Annotated in this window: 14 protein-coding genes and 1 tRNA gene; 6 read left to right on the plus strand and 9 right to left on the minus strand. The window is 57.5% G+C overall.

Annotation, left to right across the window (positions count from 1 at the left end; translation table 11 throughout):
* Positions 1-3 precede the first annotated feature (3 nt).
* A complete protein-coding gene (locus THTE_RS15590) occupies positions 4-1,278 on the plus strand; it encodes a DUF6666 family protein (protein WP_095416305.1) in 1,275 nt (424 codons plus the stop codon).
* Between the two features lie 450 nt (positions 1,279-1,728).
* Positions 1,729-3,045: a Gfo/Idh/MocA family protein gene (locus tag THTE_RS15595; RefSeq protein WP_095416306.1), complete on the plus strand. Its 1,317-nt coding sequence runs from the start codon at positions 1,729-1,731 to the stop codon at positions 3,043-3,045.
* A 138-nt stretch (positions 3,046-3,183) separates the two neighbouring features.
* On the opposite strand, the gene trxA is transcribed toward THTE_RS15595, so the two are convergent.
* On the minus strand, positions 3,184-3,510 hold the full coding sequence (gene trxA / locus THTE_RS15600) for a thioredoxin (RefSeq protein ID WP_095416307.1): 327 nt from the start codon (positions 3,508-3,510) through the stop codon (positions 3,184-3,186).
* Positions 3,511-3,948: 438 nt separating this feature from the next.
* Between trxA and THTE_RS15605 the strand changes: the two genes are divergently transcribed.
* Entirely contained in the window at positions 3,949-5,592 is a 1,644-nt protein-coding gene (locus THTE_RS15605; protein WP_157732160.1) for an MFS transporter, read from the plus strand.
* Positions 5,593-5,696: 104 nt separating this feature from the next.
* Here the strand turns inward: THTE_RS15605 and THTE_RS15610 are convergent, their stop codons facing one another.
* The 7 genes from THTE_RS15610 to groL (THTE_RS15640) form a co-directional block, all read right to left on the minus strand.
* On the minus strand, positions 5,697-6,710 hold the full coding sequence (locus THTE_RS15610; RefSeq protein ID WP_095416309.1) for a hypothetical protein: 1,014 nt from the start codon (positions 6,708-6,710) through the stop codon (positions 5,697-5,699).
* 464 nt (positions 6,711-7,174) lie between these two features.
* The gene (locus tag THTE_RS15615; RefSeq protein WP_095416310.1) at positions 7,175-7,462 is read right to left on the minus strand and encodes an FmdB family zinc ribbon protein; all 288 of its coding nucleotides are present in this window, start codon (positions 7,460-7,462) and stop codon (positions 7,175-7,177) included.
* A gap of 175 nt (positions 7,463-7,637) precedes the next feature.
* Positions 7,638-8,417, minus strand: a complete 780-nt coding sequence (gene grpE, locus THTE_RS15620; protein WP_095416311.1) for a nucleotide exchange factor GrpE — start codon at positions 8,415-8,417, stop codon at positions 7,638-7,640.
* Positions 8,418-8,510: 93 nt separating this feature from the next.
* Entirely contained in the window at positions 8,511-9,638 is a 1,128-nt protein-coding gene (gene dnaJ, locus THTE_RS15625) for a molecular chaperone DnaJ (RefSeq protein ID WP_095416921.1), read from the minus strand.
* Between the two features lie 297 nt (positions 9,639-9,935).
* Positions 9,936-11,555, minus strand: a complete 1,620-nt coding sequence (gene groL / locus THTE_RS15630) for a chaperonin GroEL (protein WP_095416312.1) — start codon at positions 11,553-11,555, stop codon at positions 9,936-9,938.
* A gap of 53 nt (positions 11,556-11,608) precedes the next feature.
* A complete protein-coding gene (gene groES / locus THTE_RS15635; protein WP_095416313.1) occupies positions 11,609-11,908 on the minus strand; it encodes a co-chaperone GroES in 300 nt (99 codons plus the stop codon).
* Positions 11,909-12,199: 291 nt separating this feature from the next.
* A complete protein-coding gene (groL, locus tag THTE_RS15640; RefSeq protein WP_095416314.1) occupies positions 12,200-13,828 on the minus strand; it encodes a chaperonin GroEL in 1,629 nt (542 codons plus the stop codon).
* Positions 13,829-14,584: 756 nt separating this feature from the next.
* Here groL (THTE_RS15640) and THTE_RS15645 point away from each other — a divergent pair.
* Complete coding sequence (locus tag THTE_RS15645) at positions 14,585-15,313, plus strand: N-acyl amino acid synthase FeeM domain-containing protein (RefSeq protein ID WP_095416315.1); 729 nt, start codon at positions 14,585-14,587, stop codon at positions 15,311-15,313.
* Positions 15,314-15,757: 444 nt separating this feature from the next.
* Entirely contained in the window at positions 15,758-15,967 is a 210-nt protein-coding gene (locus tag THTE_RS15650; RefSeq protein ID WP_095416316.1) for a hypothetical protein, read from the plus strand.
* A gap of 376 nt (positions 15,968-16,343) precedes the next feature.
* On the opposite strand, the gene THTE_RS15655 is transcribed toward THTE_RS15650, so the two are convergent.
* Positions 16,344-16,416: transfer RNA gene (locus THTE_RS15655), tRNA-Asn, on the minus strand.
* A 591-nt stretch (positions 16,417-17,007) separates the two neighbouring features.
* On the opposite strand from THTE_RS15655, the gene THTE_RS15665 reads away from it, so the two are divergent.
* Positions 17,008-17,700, plus strand: a complete 693-nt coding sequence (locus tag THTE_RS15665) for a lysophospholipid acyltransferase family protein (RefSeq protein ID WP_095416318.1) — start codon at positions 17,008-17,010, stop codon at positions 17,698-17,700.
* Positions 17,701-17,706: the final 6 nt, after the last annotated feature.

Below are 17,706 nucleotides of genomic sequence, written 5' to 3' on the forward strand. Positions count from 1 at the left end.
CTTATGTCCCGGCGAACGATTTTCGCTTGGTCCTGCGTCATCGCGTCGGCTTTGTCTGCCCTCGGTTGGGCTTGCCACGGGGAGGCCGCTGAAACGGAATATGTTGAACGGGCAACGGGTTCTCCCGTGGCGTATTGGAGCTCCCAGGTTGTACGACGGCAACCTCCAACAATTGAGCAGGTGGCACGCAGTCCAGCCCGAACCGCTTCCCGAACACGCCCTGTTATGAGAACATCATCGCCGGACGACATCACCTACCAGACAGTGATGACAACCCAGGAGACTGATGAGGAATCCACGGCTGAGGTCATTCCACCGGGTCAGCCGGTCGTCACAAGCGGAACGGTGGACGAAGAAGGCATGGAAACTGGCATTATGGAGGACAATGGTGTCGTCTATGAGCCGGGAGGATTCATCCAGCCGGATGTGTACTATGGCGGTGGTTTGCTCTTCGGGCCGTGGATCCAGCATCTCAGCGTGTTCGCCGGCGCTCACGGTTTTAAAGGTCCGGCGGACCTCGGGCGGAATGGGAATTTTGGACTTCACGAAGGACTCAACTATTCCGCTCCTATCGGCGGTCCATGGAACATCGGATACCAGGTCGGAGTGCAGGTTGTGCACAGCGACTTTGCCGGGCACGAGGCGCTCACGTGGTACGGGGATAATCTCGTTTCCCGGGGCAGTCGGGCCCAGATGTTCCTCACCGCCGGGTTGTTCCATCGACCTGACTGCGGTCGATGGCAGTGGAGCGTCCTCTTCGACTGGATGCACGATGACTTCTGGGTAGATTCGGACTTACTCCAGATTCGCCATGAGATCTCGTTTTTCCTCGATGACGCTCGGGAAATTGGCTACATGGGCATGTACGGCGTCAAGGACGACATGCTCCTTCTGCCGAACGATCCCCAAAATCCCGATCGGCGGCAGTACCTCGACCTTTCCGTCCTCGATCGCTACGTGGTGTTCTATCGGCGCCACTTCTGCCAGGGTGGCGAGGGCCGATTCTGGGCCGGGGTCTCCGGCTACGGGGATGGCCTGATTGGGGCGGACATAACTCTGCCGCTCGATGGCAGTTGGGCATTCGAGGCCAGTTTCGCCTATCTGGCTCCCAACACCGGGCGGGGCGTGGATGGCCAGTTTGATGAAAACTGGAGCCTGTCCATGGGCCTGATCTGGTACCCGGGACGGCACGTCAGCGAGGCCCTCAACGATCTGTTCCGCTCGGTTCAGGGCGTGGCAGACAACACGAGCATGATGTTCCATGGTCGAGTCCGCTGAGTACGTTCAGCGAAACACACGCGATCAGATACCCTGCGTGTGTCCCCAGCACGCGCAGGGCTTCTTTTTTTATTCCTTAACGAAAGACATCCTCCATGGTTGCGAAGCGGACCTGACAAGCAGGTCCCTCCAAAAGCGGACCTGACAAGCAGGTCCCTCCGAAAGGTCGGAGGGGCACGCTTGTCGTGCCCGAGAAAGCGCAACGCGGGGCTCAACATTACAAAGCGGACGTGACAAGCTCATCCCGCCGAAAGTGGACCTGACAAGCAGGTCCCTCCGGGTTGACGCAAACCCGTGTGGCCCTCCGCCTTTTCATCGCCAGTGGAAAACTGGCGATGTGTCAGGCTGCGTCACTTCTTGACATAGCGAATTCAGTTGATTGCAATGAGGCGAGCATGAAAACCACTGTCAGATACAGTACGGTGTCTTTTTTCCAGAAAGGCCAGACCTATGTCGCAGAAAACTCACCGACGTGATTTCCTGAAATGGGGTGCCTTGGGCACATCCATCCTGGGAATCCCCCAATTCCTGCCAGCGACCGCGCTGGGATTGGAAAAGGCCGTTCCGCCCAGTGAAAAAATCACCCTGGGCGTGATCGGGATCGGTCCGCGGGCGACCTACGACCTCAATGCCATTCTCAAATTGCCAGACGTCAAATGCCTGGCCATCGCCGATGTGCAGGCACGTCGCCGGGAGGCGGGAAAGCGTCTGGTGGACGAATTCTACGGGAACCAGGACTGTGCTGTGTATCGCGATTTTAGGGAACTACTGGGGCGTCCCGATATTGACACCGTTCTTATCGCGACCGGAGACCGCTGGCACGCGCCTGCCTCAATCATGGCGGCGGAAGCGGGCAAAGACGTTTACAGTGAGAAACCATGTGGCATCACAATTGCCAAGTGCCAACAACTCGCGGAAACCTTTCAACGCACCAAGCGTATTTTTCAGGCGGGAACCCAGCGTCGCAGTGTGCCCAATTTTCAGTATGCCGTCGCACTGGCGCAAAGCGGGAAGCTTGGGAAAATTCATACCGTCTATGCGTCGGTGTATGAGCCGCAGCTCGAAAACGGTTGGCTGCCGCGAGAACAGACGCCACCTCGCGACGTGGTGGACTGGAACCTGTGGTTGGGACCTGCCCCGTGGCGCCCCTACAACCATACCTATGTGGACGGCGGCTGGCGGGGCTATTTTGATTTTGACTCCGGTGCGCGACTCCTGGATTGGGGAGCCCATACCGTTGATCTGTGCCAGTGGGCCCTGAAGGCCGACAATACAGTGCCCGTGCGTTATGTTCCCGAGAAAGACCGGATCGTATGCCACTACGCCGACGGAGTGAAGCTGATTCTGGATTTTTTGAAAACCCCGTTTGGCGATCGTTCTCCAAAATTCATTACCCGGTTGGGAACCTGTCCAGTTCGCTTTGTGGGCGACGAGGGTTGGGTAGAAACCGGTGATGAGGGGGGCATTGAGGTTCAGCCAGAGTCACTCAAGAAGGAACTTCCCGAAGCAGTCACTCGCGTCAAGGGTCTGGATGTTTCAGCCCACGCTCGCAACTTCTTCGACTGCGTTCGCTCGCGTGAAAAAACGGTCACCAATGAAATGATCATGCGGCGGTCGCACGTGGCCTGTCATGCGGCAGCCATCGCATGGATCCTCAACCGCGAGCTTCGCTTCGATCCAGAAAAAGAACGGTTTCCGGACGACGAGGAAGCCAATCTCCTTTGTGCACGTCCGGAAAGAAATCCCTGGTCGGAGACGGGTGTCTGATACCGCCATACCGACCCGGCGAGTGGTGGATTCTCGCGAGTTTTTAAAAAGCGGTAGGGAGTTACTCATCGGCCTCCCTACCGCTTGCGTCATTTGTATGAAGCTTTACGGGCGGGTATGAGCGGGCTATTGCAGGCGTCACGAAGCGGCCTGGACGAGGGCATCCTTGAGCCGATCCTTGGATTGAACACCGGTGAACTTCTGCACCACTTGGCCGCCCTTGAAGATCATCAGGGCGGGAATGGCGGTCACGTGATACCGCACAGCCAGGTTCTGGTTTTCATCCACGTTGACCTTGCACACTTTTGCCTGACCGGCCAATTCTGTGGCCAGTTGCTCGACAGTCGGTGCAATCATCCGACACGGGCCGCACCAGGGAGCCCAAAAGTCGACGAGCACTGGCACATTGGCCTGCAGAACTTCTTTATCGAAATTGGTTTCGTTGACTTCAATCGCTTGACCCATCGCACACAATCCCCGTCGGTTCTCGTACGTTGACACGAATATCAATTTTGCTACACCAGTGTGCAATCCTGGAAAATGTGACCAAAAGGCTTATTGCCGATTATACGGAAATAGTTTCTGTCGTCAATTGCGTAAATATTTGACCTTCACTCAGTGTGCCCGCAGATTGGATCGCAGAGAGTTTTCTCGGGCACGACACGTTGTCGCGGGCACGACAGGCGTGCCCCTCCTTTTTTTGCGGAGGGACCTGCTTGTCAGGTCCGTTTGGCTTTGTCCTCGGGACGCCTCATGGGTTTTGCAAAAGTGGGGATGACTCAGTGCCTCCCCTGGTTGCACAACCACAGAGTTGCCGATTAGAATTTCCCTCGACTCATAAGCTTGTCCCGTTAAAAAACACGGCTGTGGCACCGGTTCCCTATGCATGCGAGGGTTGCGCCGATGTTGAATGAAAAACTGCTTCTGCGGATTCGACTGTGCATTCTGATGTTCTTCCAGTTTTTCGTGTGGGCCTGCTGGATGGTGCCCATCGGCACGTTCGGCCCTTCGGTGCGGGGATTCACGGGATCGGAGATGGGGTGGGTGTTTTCCACCACGGCGATCGCCGCCATCGTGTCACCCCTTTTTGTGGGCTTTGTGGCGGACCGCCTCTTTGACACCGAAAAGATCCTCGCGGTGCTGCATCTTATTGGCGGAATTTGCCTCATTCTGACGGGCGTGCAAACCAGTTTCTGGCTGTTTTTCATCTTTCTACTTGTAAACACGCTCGCCTTCATGCCCACGCTGGCGCTGGCGAATTCACTCACGTTTCGTAACCTGGACGATCCAGCCACTTTTCCCCGAATTGCCATGTTCGGGACAATCGGGTGGATCATCTCCGGCTGGATTGTGGGGCTGTTCATCGGCGAGCGGAGCCCTGCTTTCTTTTATCTCGGCGGGGCTGTGGAAATCCTTCTGGCCGCGTATGTCCTGACCCTTCCCCATACTCCGCCCCAGGCCAAGGAGGCGGGAATCGCGGATCTGCTTGGTCTGGGCGCCGTCAAACTTCTAAAGGATCCGGAATTCCTCCTGTTTACTCTGTGCGCGTTTTTGATCGGCATTCCGGCTGTGTATTACTTCGTCAGCGCCAACCTCTACCTGACGCAGATCGGGGCGCCGGCGCCCACCGCCTTGATGACCATGGGCCAGGTCTGCGAAATCGTAGCGATGGCCATCATGCCGATCTTTATCGCCCAGTTGGGCCTGAACAAAGTACTGGCCCTGGGAATGGCCGTCTGGGCCCTGCGCTACCTTCTGTTTGCCTCCGAGGTGTATCCGCTGGTCCTCTTGGGAATCCTCGTCCATGGTTTTTGCTACGTCTTTGTGTATGTCGGTTCCTATATCTTCGTTGATACCAAGGCTCCGCGGGAATTGCGTGCCAGTGGGCAAAGCTTCATTGCTTTCCTCATGCTGGGAGTGGCCTGGCTCATCGGGGCCAACCTCGCCGGCCGAACGAACGACGCCTATCCCGCTAAAGTGAGCACCTTGATGACCGCGCGGATCATTCCTGAGGGCGTCACGCTTCCCTCCTGGAACGAACTGGCGCAGGATTTTGACCAAAACAAAGACGGAATTATCACGTCGGATGAGATCCAACAGGCTCTCAACAATGTTCCGCAAGGGCAAAAACAGGAAGATCGGCGAAAGCAGTTCGAGGCACTCAAGGCCGTGATGCCCCTTGTGCCCGCTTCCTCCTTCGGTCATGTTCAGGCTGCCGTGGCAGGGAAGTCGGTCTACATAACGAAGGGAGACTACCTGGCGGTGAATCGTCTGGGATGGCGGGATATCTGGCTCTGGCCAGCCATTATGGCTTTGGTGGTCTTCGCGCTGTTTACGCTGGGAATGCCAAGGAAGAAAGAATCCGGCGCGGAAACCACCGGTGGAGAGACTTCCCCGCCTCCGGCGGCCCCGGCCGAAACAGCGGCGTCTACGCCCGAGTCGGAACCTGCCACGAGCGGAGAGGCAGCGGCCTCTCAGTCTGAGCCTACACCGGAAACACCATCCGAGGGCGCCTCAACGCCGAGCGATTCCGGCACGTCCGGCTAGGCAAGCGCTGCTACACGGGCTCCAGCGACGGTGCGCGAGTGTCCCTGTCGACCGCGTCGGTGGCTAACTCGCGGAGGAGATGCCCTGTCCAGGTGAGGGGATTTTTACGCGCACCAGGGGCGCTCGCGTTTCCCAAGCTTGCGATACGAGTCGAGGAAGATGGCCACGTCTTCCGCAATTTGAAAATCGAACATCCCGACGATGAGAAAGTCCGCACCATTGCGGAGGGCGTACGGAAATCCCTGCCGGGGATGAATGGCCCCTGCTGCGAGTACCTTGAAGGCAAACCACGGCTTGGAGACCGTCTTCATAAACTCGATTGTCTCTTCGGGATTGAGACACCACATATTGTCGTTAAAGGCAAACGGCTCGTTCCGCCGCGGTTTGTGCCAGCAGAAATCTTCTCGCAGTTCTTTGGGAGTCGCGGACCAGTACTGGTCGCTGTGGAGCGTCTTGACGTAAAAGTCCGCGCCGATCCCGTTTTTCTCGCACTCCATGGTGACGGTCAGGGAATGGCTTCCGATGCCGGCAGGAACCCCGGCCTCCTTGATGCATTCCACCGTGTTGGCCAGCACATCTAATCGGCCGGCCATGACAGGAGGTTCGCTGCGGCCGCCATGCGTGTAGAGCATCGTTGCCCCGCGGCTGAGAACCTCTTCGATCTCCCGACGAACCGCGTCTTTGTTGGCATCGGGGGTGATACAGACAATTGCCTGAAGTTTTCCCCCGCGTTCCCGGTTGTACTTTTCCACAAGCGGCAGGCAGGTGGGGTTGCACTGGATCGTGTTGATTCCGTGGGCCTCGGCCAGGGCGAGTGTCTCGAACACTTTCTCTTCGGTGTTGTATGCTTTCAAAAGCCGCGAAATATAGACGAGGTCCCGACTGTGAGCGAAGCCCCCGATAAGATTGCCGCCGATAACCAGTCGGCTTATCGAGATGTCGCGCACTTTGCCATGGGGCATCTGAAGGGCGATCTCGCTGGCTGTTGTCTTTTCTTCAGATGGCGCACCTTGCTGGGCAGCCAGAAGGATTTGCTCTTCACGGCTGACAGCCGCACCCATGGCAGCAACAAATGCTGCCGTACTCAAAAAGCACCGCCGGGAGGTTTGGTGACGCATACTTCGCGATCTCCTGTTCCCCTACATCGGCCACACCCAGTGAGGGAACATCCCCCTCCAATGTGGAGCTGCCCTCTATTTTAAACGTTGCTTGGCCGTTATCGAAGAGGACACAAGCGACGGGCGGTTGTGCCCGTGAGAATCGCAGCGCCGCCCGTTGGATTTTGCTTTCTTCCGACCGGCAACCTCCTGCCGGTGCGAGTAGTCTTGCAATCGGTGCAATGTCGAACTCCGGTGTTGGAATACGGATCGTTTTGGTCCGTCGTTCATCCTACGGAATGAGATTGAAACCACCGAGGAAACGCGTGTATGCCCAGTTTTCAAATTGCGGGGAGTCGTGAAACCCGAAGAACATCAACAATCCGGGCGCAACAAAAACCGCCGCTTCTTGTGCGGCGGTCTGGTGCGCGATGCGAGCTCCCCGTTGTCCGCCGGAACCTCTTCAGTGGCGGGAGTAAATTCCCTCACTCTCCACTCTTTGTACTTCCTTTGCCTGAAGAGGATTTACTGGACCCTGACTCCGAAGAACCGTTGCCGTTATCGCGGGAAGCCGCCTTTTTGTACGATTCACTTCTGTAATCGGTGCAGTAGAAACCCGATCCTTTGAAGAGGATTGCACCCCCGGGTCCGATCACTCGGCGAAGCTTATTCTTGCCGCATGCGGGGCATTTCCGCAGCGGTTCGGCGGTGATCGATTGAAACTCTTCAAAGGTGTGCTCACACGCGTCACACACGTATTCGTAGGTTGGCATCGTCAACTCCTTCCCCACCACAAGACCAACGTTCCAAACTGTGTGCTTTTACAGCAACCCGTATACGCCTGAAAATGCTGGTACTGGATTTTTTATCTTCCTTCGGCCAAGCCGGCCTGAGACGCGGACGAACCAATAGCTGCTATCCGACGGTCGAGGGCCACCGCGAATGAGATCACGCAGGCGGGTGATTGTTCGACGGCTCCTCAGCACTACCCGGCTCTACCGGCTCGCTGGCCCCTTCTCCTCCAGAGCCGGGAAGGGCCATTGAAACAACCACCTGGCTTGGCCGGACCACGCGGTCATGGAGCACGAAACCCTCCTGGGCAACATAGAGGACGGTATTGGGCGGCACATCTCCCGTGGCTTGCCTGGAGATGGCATGGTGGAGGTTGGGATCAAAGGGTTGGTGAAGCGCCTCGATCTTTCGGCACTGGTGCTTGGCCAGCACGTCCTCCCATTGCTTGAGGATCATGCGAATACCCTGCAGGAGCTGGCCGACGTCATGGTTTTGCTCTGCTGATTGCGCGGCACGCTGGAGGTTATCATACACCGGCAGCAGATCGCGGATAAGTTCAATGGCCGCGTACTTGCGTTCCTCCGCAAGTTGCCGCGCGATCCGTTTCTGATAGTTCTCCAGCTCCGCCTGCCAGCGCATCGCGCGGTTGCGGAAGTCCTCTACCTCCTGTTTCAGCGCTGCGATCTGTTTTTCATACTCTTCCGCCGTCAGCACGGTTTCCTCGGCCGTGACCTGTTCCTGATCGGCGGCCGAACCATTCGCGCTCATATCGGACTGCTTGTCCGCGGAATTACTCATGTTTTCCCTCTGAATCACCTCTGATTGATTTTCGTTTTCTGGCGACGGCCCTTCCGCTTCAGCGGTGTTTTGCGTGACTGTCTGGGCCGCATGAACCTCTTGACGTTCTCGCTCTTCCTGTGTGCGACTGGTGGTCATGGCGGTAACTCCTCTGCGGTGTCGGATATCCGAGGGCCAATCTGACACCCAAAGGCTCACCTGATGACCGAGGATGCAATTGCCGTGCCAGCGCTACGAGCGGCCGCCGAGGTATTCCTTTATTTTTGCAAAAAAGCTTTTTCTCTCCGGTAAGACCTCGGTGTGTTCCAATTCCGCCAACTCGCGGATGAGGCGTTCGTACTGGGGGCTGATTTTCTTCGGTACCTCGATATACACCTCCACAATGAGATCCCCACGACGTCTGGACCGGGTGGGCAGTCCCCGTCCAGAGAGCACAAATACAGCCCCGCTTTGGGTCCCTGGTGGAATGGTCAGCGTGTCATGCCCTTCCAGAGTGGGAATCTCAACGGTAGCTCCGAGCACGGCCTGGCTGTAACTGATGGGAACCCGGCAAACAAGGTTTGCCCCTTCACGCCGGAAGATGGGATGTTCCTTGATCCTCACCACACAGTAGCAATCACCCCGGGGACCGCCGGTGAGGCTGATTTCCCCTTCGCCCGCCAGTCTCAACCGCGTGTTTTCATCGACCCCGGGCGGAATACGAACTTCCCGGGTGACAGTCTCCCGGACCACCCCCCGTCCGCGGCATTCTGGGCAGGGATCGCGAATCGTCTGACCGGCGCCCTGACACGCCGGGCAGTCTGTCTGTATGGTGATGAAACCAGCCGACTGACTTACCCGCCCGCGACCTCCGCAATACCGACAGACTTCTGGTCGGGTTCCCGGCCGAGCACCTGAACCCTGACATCGCGAGCAGACGGCGTGCCGCTCGATGGAGACTGTCTTTGTCGCCCCATGGGCTACTTCCCACAGATCGAGCGTCACCTCACACAGAATGTCCTCCCCTTTGCGAACCGCGCGACGACGCCCAAAGCCTCCGAAAATGTCTCCGAATAGATCGTCGCCGAAAAAGCTGCTGAACAGATCGAAAATTTCGCTGACATCGTGAAATTCTCGCGGCTGGTAGGCCCCGGACAAACCCGCATGCCCATACCGATCATAGATCGCCCGCTTTTCCGGATTGCTGAGCACCTCGAAGGCCTCCGAGGCCTCTTTGAATTTTTCCACGGCGTCAGGGTCGCCGGGATTTCGGTCGGGGTGGTATTTCAGGGCGAGCTTCCGGTAGGCATCGGCAATTTCCTTGTCCGTAGCGTTCCGCGAGACACCAAGGATCTCGTAATAATCGCGTTTTTCCGACATCGTGGCCATGGCTCAGGCTGATCAGCGGGAACACAAAGAGACGATCCCCCGATTCCGCGCCACTTCGTGATTACGTCAACGTGTTCCCCAACGGTCAGACGTACCCGGGGATGTCCTAACTCGCGCTATTATATCACAGGATTGCTGCACTCCCTGTGGATGCTCACACCGTCGAGGAGATGCCTCGCGATTTCGGTGAACATGCTCATAACAGGGAACATGGGCCACCCCCATACCGGAGGTGGCCCAATTCCACATTTTCGCTTTCGGACCCTCAGGCCGGGCAACGTCGCTTCATCAGCGAACCACGCCTTCCACCGGCACCTCTTCCTCTTCGTCCTTGGGCACGTCCGTCACAAGGACTTCCGTCATGAGCATCAATCCTGCGATACTCGCGGCGTTCTCCAGGGCGCAACGAACGACCTTGGTGGGGTCGATAATCCCGGCCTTGAACATGTCCACGTACTTCTTGGACATGGCATCGAAACCGACATTGGTGTCCTTTTCCAGGACCTCCTGGACCACCACCGAGCCGTCCAGACCGGCGTTCTCGGCGATTTGCTCAAGTGGCTTGGAAAGTGCCCGATAGACGATGTCCACGCCGATCTTTTCGTCACCGCGAGCGTTGGCCCGTGCTTTTTCCACTGCTTCACGGCAGCGGAGGAGCGCCACACCCCCACCCGGCACGATACCTTCCTCGGCGGCCGCCCGCACCGCGTGGAGTGCGTCTTCCACCCGGGCCTTGGTCTGCTTCATTTCGGCCTCCGTGGCACCACCGACCTGAATGACCGCGACGCCACCAGACAGCTTGGCCAGCCGCTCCTGGTATTTCTCGCGATCATAGTCGCTGTCGGTGGTTTCGATGAGGTGCCGGAGTTGATCGCACCGGGCCTTGATGTCGGCAGGCTTGCCCGCACCTTCCACGATGGTCGTCTTTTCACGATCCACGGTGATCTTTTTGGCCCGGCCCAGATGCGTCAGCTCGACATTTTCGAGCTTCATGCCGAGGTCCTCACTGATCAGCGTGCCACCGGTGAGGATGGCGATGTCACCCAGCATCGCCTTGCGCCGATCACCGAAGCCCGGCGCCTTCACCGCGCACACCTGGAGGACGCCACGGAGCTTGTTGACCACCAGAGCGGTGAGTGCTTCGCCCTCCACGTCCTCGGCAATGATCAACAGCGGCTTGCCGGTGTGAGCGACTTTTTCCAGAAGCGGGATCAATTCCCGAAGATTGCTGATTTTCTTCTCGTGGATGAGGATGTACGCATCCTCGAAATAGCAGTCCATCTCGGGTACTCGGTTAATGAAGTACGGCGAGATGTACCCTTTATCGAACTGCATGCCTTCCACGATTTTGTAGGTCGTCTCGGCGGTCTTGCCTTCCTCAACAGTGATCACGCCGTCTTTACCGACCTTTTCCATCGCTTCGGCAAGCAGTTCGCCGATCTTGCGATCGTTATTTGCGCTGATCGCGCCGACATTGGCCAGGTCGTTTTTGCTCTCGACTTTCTTGGCAATCGTCATCAGGTGAGAAACGGCGGCCTCCACGGCGCGCTCAATTCCCCGACGGATGGCCGTCGGATTGCTCCCGGCAATGACGTTTCGCAGGCCCTCTTTGTAAATCGCTCGGGCCAGCACAGTCGCGGTCGTGGTTCCGTCGCCGGCCACATCCGACGTCTTGGACGCGACCTCCCTAACGAGTTTCGCGCCCATGTTTTCGAAACGATCTTCCAGCTCGACTTCTTTTGCCACGGTGACACCGTCTTTGGTCACCTGCGGCCCACCGTAGGACTTCGAAAGGATGACATTATGGCCGGCAGGACCAAGAGTCACCGCAACCAGATCAGCGAGTTTATCGACGCCGCGCAGGAGTTTCGCGCGGGCCTGATCCTGAAACAACAGTTGCTTTGCCACGTCTGGGGCTCCTTATATCTGCAGGACCTCCCGATTGATATTCCCAACCGAAATCACTTCACGATCTTCGCCAGCACGTCGGATTCACGGAGTATTTTGATTTCTTTGCCTTCGATCTCGATGTCCGTCCCTGCGTATTTTCCGAAGATCACTTCATCACCGACAGAGACAGACATCTCCGTGCGTTTGCCGTTGTCGAGCAGACGGCCTGGCCCTACCGCCAGCACCCGTCCGCGTTGCGGTTTCTCCTTCGCCGTATCCGGCAGGACGATACCGCCCGGGGTCGTCTCTTCCGCTTCCAGAGGCTCCACAACAATCCGATCATCCAATGGCCGCAACTTGATTTCGCTCATCGTCGCTCACCCTTTTTCCTGAAAACAACCTGACTCCGTTTGTTCCTGATTTCAACCGTACCCAAGAATCATTTACCGGTTCGTTGTGCAAACACCTTGGAAAGACAGGGGGACTGCTCACCCATCCTCTGTTCCGACTGTCTTTCCGATCCGACCCCTGCAACAGGGCCGTGGAGAAGTTCGGCGACAATCGCCGAAGGTCTTTCTTCTCGACACCGGGCCGCGATTTCTTCCGCGACCCGAGACGCCGGTAATATGTCAATCCGAACGGCCGCTCGGCCGCCGGGTTGCTCAGTAGTCAAAGTCCTCGTCGTGATGACCCGGCTTCTTGTCCGTTTCCTTCTTGGGAATCTCGGTAACGAGGCAAGAGGTGGTTAGGAGGAGACTCGCCACGCTGGCGGCGTTCTGAATCGCCACCCGAACCACCTTTGCCGGGTCAATGATACCCGCCTCGAACATGTCACAATACTGATCTTTTTCGGCGTCATAGCCTTCGTTTTTCTTCATCTTGCGAACCTGCGCCACCACCACCGCGCCGTCCTGGCCGGCATTTTCGGCAATGGTTCGCAGGGGCACCTCCAGGGCGGCTTCGACGATCTTCACGCCGAGGGCCTCATCCCCGGTGAGTTCGAGTTTTTCCAGGGCCTTCGCCGCCCTCAGGAGTGCCACACCGCCACCCGGCACGATTCCCTCTTCCAGGGCCGCCTGGGTTGCGGCCTTGGCATCTTCGATGAGGTATTTCCGCTCTTTCATCTCGGTTTCGGTGGCAGCGCCGACAAAGATCTGGGCCACGCCACCGGACAGTTTTGCTAATCGCTCCTGGAGTTTTTCGCGGTCGTAATCGCTGGTCGTCGTTTGCAGTTCTTTCTTGATCTGCTCACACCGACCTTCGATTTCCTCCTTGCTTCCCGCCCCACCGATGATGGTAGTGTCATCCGCCGTGACGATGACTTTCTTGGCCTGCCCGAGATCGCTCAGCTTGACCGACTCAAGATTGATCCCGAGGTCTTTAAAGATGGCCTTTCCACCGGTGAGAATCGCGATATCTCCGAGCATCGCCTTGCGGCGCTCACCATAGGCGGGGGCCTTCACGGCACACACGCTGAGAATACCGCGGAGCTTGTTGACGACGAGCGTCGCCAGAGCCTCTCCTTCCACATCTTCGGCGATGATGAGCAGCGGCCGATTCGTCTTGGCCACTGCTTCGAGAAGCGGCACCAGCGATCGCGCATTGGAAATCTTGTCCTCATGAACCAGGATGTAGCACTTCTCCAGTTCGCAGGTCTGCTCTTCCTGATTGGTCACGAAGTGCGGGGAGAGGAAACCGCGGTCAAACTGCATCCCCTCGATGAATTCCACCGTGGTCTCGGCCTGTTTTCCTTCCTCCACCGTGATGGCGCCGTTCTTGCCGACTTTCATGAAAGCGTCGGCCAACACAGCGCCGATGGAGGGATCGTTGTTGGCCGCGATGGTCGCAATCTGGGCGATTTCTTTGCGATTCTTTTCGTCCACAGGCTGCGCCATCTTCTTAATGGCCTCAACCACGGCATCCACGGCCTTGTGAATCCCCCGGCTGAGTGCCATGGGGTCCGCACCGGCCGCGATCATTTTCAGACCTTCCTTGAAGATGGCTTCAGCCAGAACCGTCGCCGTGGTCGTTCCATCACCCGCGACATCATTGGTTTTTGACGCTGCCTCGCGAACTAATCGGCAGGCCAGGTTCTCATTGGGGTCTTCCAGGTCGATGTCCTCTGCCACGGTCACGCCGTCCTTGGTCACCTTGGGTGACCCCCATCCTTTGTCCAGGATGGCATTGCGACCCCTTGGACCAAGGGTGGCCTTAACGGCCATCGCCAATTTGGTAACACCTGCCGCTAACGCCTGTCGTGCCGACTGCTCGAAAACAAGGTTTTTCGCCACTGGAAGATCCTCCTTTGCTCTCAGAATGCCACTTGTTTCCCGGACATGCCCGTTCGATCGGGGCGGTTCGTCGTACCACGCAAAACAAATGAGAGGGAGAACTCGCTCCCCTGTGCTTGCCGACGTTGGAGCGGGCCCAATTCAACCCGCCACGGATACTCGTTGTTTCCCCCTCCTTATTGGGGAACATCTCCCGCCGCAATAGCAAATTGTCCCGCCCCGCAATGGAGCGCGATGTGAAAACTGTCGCCGTTCGTGCGGTGCAAGCTGTGTGCCAAGACCCGTCTATTAGCGCAAGTAATGAATTGAGCGCAAATTAGGGACGCAACTCCAACCTGGGCGATCGCCCGTCTTGGCACAGCCTTTCCAAATTGGGTGCCAAATTGGCAGTTCGGGCCATTCTGCCGGCTCATCCTGTTTGAGGGGTGCTCGCCGTCGTTCTGTCAAAAGGACGGTCCCATCTCCTCGGCGGTAGCGAATCTGTCAATTTAACCCGAAGAGGAGTCGCCACTTTTTGGTTTGACACCATCGCCCCATGACCTAGGCTTCTCATAGAGCCCCTTGGAAAGACGGTTGCGTGCCAGGTCCCAGAGCCTCGATCACTCTTGACTGCGAGGAGTGGGAGAGGTTGCAGGTCGCTGATCCTGCTGAGTCGAACGCACAACCGAATTGACGGCGGCTATTCATAGGAAACTCGTCTGGCCATCTTTTCCGAACCCCGGAGAGTCGGCACCGCTGGACTGATGGTGAGCTGCTATGGTCACATACCGTCCTGCATCGACCATTGAAGACTGGATTGCGGCCCTGCGACTGGTCTATCACACCTACGTTCGCGCAGGATTGATCGCCCCGAATAAGTACATGCTCCGGGTAACTCCCTATCACCTGCTGCCCACCACCGACTTGTTTATTGCCTGCGAGGGACCGCGCGTCATTTTAACGATGTCCCTCGTGCGGGATGGAATCCTGGGAATCCCCGCGGAGGCGGTGTATCCTGAGGCGATTGGTGCACACCGCAAGGAACGCCGTGTTTTTGGGGAGGTGACATGCCTGGCCGGTGAGGAGATCGGCAACACCGGACTTTCGCACTTCATTGAGCTTGTTCGGTTACTCGCCCAATACGCCCGATTTACGGAACACCTCGACGAAGTCTTCATTGCCGTCCATCCCCGGCACGCGCTCTTCTACGAAAAGTTCTTGGGATTTGAACAGGTGGGCGACGTGAGAGAGTACCCCAGCGTGCAAAACCGGCCTGCCGTCCTTCTCTGTTTGGACGCCACCACCTTGCAGCAGCGTCATCCGCGAGCCTACCAGATTCTTTTTGGTTCACCGCTATCAAAAGAACAGCTCTGGCCCGCGCGCCTTCCCGTCGAACACCGGCGCCTCCTGGAACCGTTCGTAGACAAAAGATTCGTCCCGGCGCCGCTGGCGGCCCATGCGGAATGGCAGACGAACGCAATCCCGCTGGCACAGACATCTCAATAAGCGCGAAGACCAAAGGGGCTCCGTGCCTTTGAGGTGAAGGTCGGCATTACGTGTCTCCCGCCCTAACCCATCGCCAGTTTTCGTATCCTGTAGGGGCCATTCATGGATTGCCCTTATCAACCAGAAACCGGACTGTGCCCACGGTGCGCGATTGGTGAACTGGAAGATCCAATGCGGGAATAGACACCGGACAAGCAGCTTGCACCGGCAGAGGCTCCAGAAGGGCACGCTTGTCGTGCCCGCTGAAAGGCAAGGCATGGTCTAACGTTGAAATATGGACGTGAGAAGCACGTCCCTCCGGAGCAGTCCCCTTCCGCGCGCGAAACCCCTTGCACATAGGACGTTACAAGGATTGGGGGCAATTCACGAATTGCCGCAACAACACAGCCAGCGTTTTGCCTCTCACGGATCCTTGCAAAAACTGGGGCTGCGTCAGGTCGGTTTATGGTCGGACCCCCAACGGCGCGGGGCGCTGAGACCGGAGCCCGGCTGCACGCAGTCCCCGAATGGCCGGTAAAAATCGTGGCTGTGGAGGCTTTGTCCGGAGGACGTGGTCGGGAAGCGTTCTACTCCACCGTTGTCGAGGCAAAGGCGGAAGATGTGCTGACATCGATGCTACTCCATGTGCTGGAGTGTGGAAGTGACCTTTCATGACAGCAAGCAGCACCTGGGATTGGAAGAACCCCCAAGAATGGAGCGAGCAGGCTCGAAGCCTTGGCCGCGATATGGCATGCAATCCATGCCAACGCGATGACAGAACTTGCGATAATTTACCCCAGAGGGTTGTAGGCGACTGGTGCGGGAGCAGCCCCACCGTAGCAGAGGGCCACTACATATCTCTGGATACACTCTATCACGAGGCCGCCGGGCCTGAAGCAAACACCACACAGCAGCCCACTACCAAGGTAGCTGCGGCAGGCGAAGTAAATAGATGGCACGGCCAAGAAATTTGCCTATCCCACAAGGTGGACGCAACATGGAGTAGATAGGTAGCTAATAGCACGAGGTGGCACAACGTGCTCCCCCTAAGCTCCCCGGCCAGGGCTCGAACCTGGGACCTGGCGGTTAACAGCCGCCCGCTCTACCTGCTGAGCTACCGGGGAATCTACCTGCCCAGCTACGAGGGAACTACTCGGCTTTAGAAAGGCAGTTCAAATCTACCCAGGCGGATAGCCGTTGCCCCTTCGGCCTCGGGGTCTCGGAGCCTATCCAAAAACCAAGCACCACCTGGAGATCCACATCAATTTCGAGGTTTTTGGATAGAACCTCAGCTCCCACCGTGGCCCAAGCGCTCCCAACACGCCCCGAACGCCGTTCCACCTGGCTCCCCTGTTTGCCATCCACCGGATATTTTATCCTAATGTCCCTTCCACCCTTGATCAAGGCCGGGACTATCAAGATTGGAGGTTGGAGGTTTAGATTGGGTCCGAAGCGGAGCCAGGGAATCTCTCGATGAATCTACAATTCAGCCGAGTTGCGGTTGGTCGATTCGCTTAGCGTCACGCCGAGGGGCCTGCTTAAGAGAATGGCGGCGTTCACGAACGTCGGGGTCTTGCTTCCTCGTTAACAGAAAAAAATACAACTACAGTTGGCAATAGAACCACCCGGTGGTTCTACGTGGGACGGAATGGCGACAGCAAGCAGCCCGCGATCCCTGCCACGGAAAGCTTTCAATAACCGTTCACCAAAAAGATATGAAAGCTCAGGAGCGTCGCAACCACCATGCGATCAACCCTTACTGGTATGAGTTCAGCCGAGTCTTCGTCCGGCTTTGGGCGGCGCTCATGTTCCGAATCCGGTACTTTGGTGTCGAGAATGTCCCTCGCGAAGGTTCCCTCCTCGTCGTATCGAATCACCAGAGCCATCTCGATCCGCCTCTCATCGGGGCGGGTATTCCGCGGACGATGCACTACCTGGCCAGGAAGTCGCTCTTCCGCTTTCCTGGCTTTGCGCAGCTTATACGTTCCTATGGTGCGATCGCTCTTGATTTGAGCAATCCCCTGAGCGGTCTCAAAGAAGCCCTGGCCTGTCTGCAAAGCGGGGAAGCGGTCCTCATCTTCCCGGAAGGAACCCGATCACCCGACGGCGAGCTTCATCCCTTTCACAAAGGATTTCGGATGCTGGCGGTACGGTCTCAGGCGAGGATTCTTCCCACCGCTATTGAGGGTGCCTTCGCTGCCTGGCCGAAATGGAAAAAACTCCCCCGACCTGGGCGGGTCGCCGTGCGTTATGGCATGCCGTTGACCGCGGACGAGTATCTCCATCTGGACGAAGACGCGTTTCTGAGGCTCGTCGAAGATCGAGTTCGGGAATGCCTCTGGGAGCTGCGGAATACAGCGTTCCCCGCCGGCATACCCCGGCCAAGAGAGCAGAACGTGTTCTCCTGAGGTAGC

This window comes from Thermogutta terrifontis, from assembly GCF_002277955.1.
Classification (GTDB): Bacteria; Planctomycetota; Planctomycetia; order Pirellulales; family Thermoguttaceae; genus Thermogutta; species Thermogutta terrifontis.

Excerpts from the sequence above, each read along its gene's own strand:
- THTE_RS15645 (WP_095416315.1), top strand. The coding sequence starts at position 14,585 with ATGGTCACATACCGTCCTGCATCGACCATTGAAGACTGGATTGCGGCC.
- trxA (WP_095416307.1), bottom strand. The coding sequence starts at position 3,510 with ATGGGTCAAGCGATTGAAGTCAACGAAACCAATTTCGATAAAGAAGTT.
- THTE_RS15665 (WP_095416318.1), top strand. The coding sequence starts at position 17,008 with ATGAAAGCTCAGGAGCGTCGCAACCACCATGCGATCAACCCTTACTGG.
- groES (WP_095416313.1), bottom strand. The coding sequence starts at position 11,908 with ATGAGCGAAATCAAGTTGCGGCCATTGGATGATCGGATTGTTGTGGAG.
- THTE_RS15605 (WP_157732160.1), top strand. The coding sequence starts at position 3,949 with ATGTTGAATGAAAAACTGCTTCTGCGGATTCGACTGTGCATTCTGATG.
- THTE_RS15650 (WP_095416316.1), top strand. The coding sequence starts at position 15,758 with ATGGTCGGACCCCCAACGGCGCGGGGCGCTGAGACCGGAGCCCGGCTG.
- THTE_RS15595 (WP_095416306.1), top strand. The coding sequence starts at position 1,729 with ATGTCGCAGAAAACTCACCGACGTGATTTCCTGAAATGGGGTGCCTTG.
- dnaJ (WP_095416921.1), bottom strand. The coding sequence starts at position 9,638 with ATGTCGGAAAAACGCGATTATTACGAGATCCTTGGTGTCTCGCGGAAC.
- grpE (WP_095416311.1), bottom strand. The coding sequence starts at position 8,417 with ATGACCACCAGTCGCACACAGGAAGAGCGAGAACGTCAAGAGGTTCAT.
- THTE_RS15610 (WP_095416309.1), bottom strand. The coding sequence starts at position 6,710 with ATGCGTCACCAAACCTCCCGGCGGTGCTTTTTGAGTACGGCAGCATTT.
- THTE_RS15590 (WP_095416305.1), top strand. The coding sequence starts at position 4 with ATGTCCCGGCGAACGATTTTCGCTTGGTCCTGCGTCATCGCGTCGGCT.
- THTE_RS15615 (WP_095416310.1), bottom strand. The coding sequence starts at position 7,462 with ATGCCAACCTACGAATACGTGTGTGACGCGTGTGAGCACACCTTTGAA.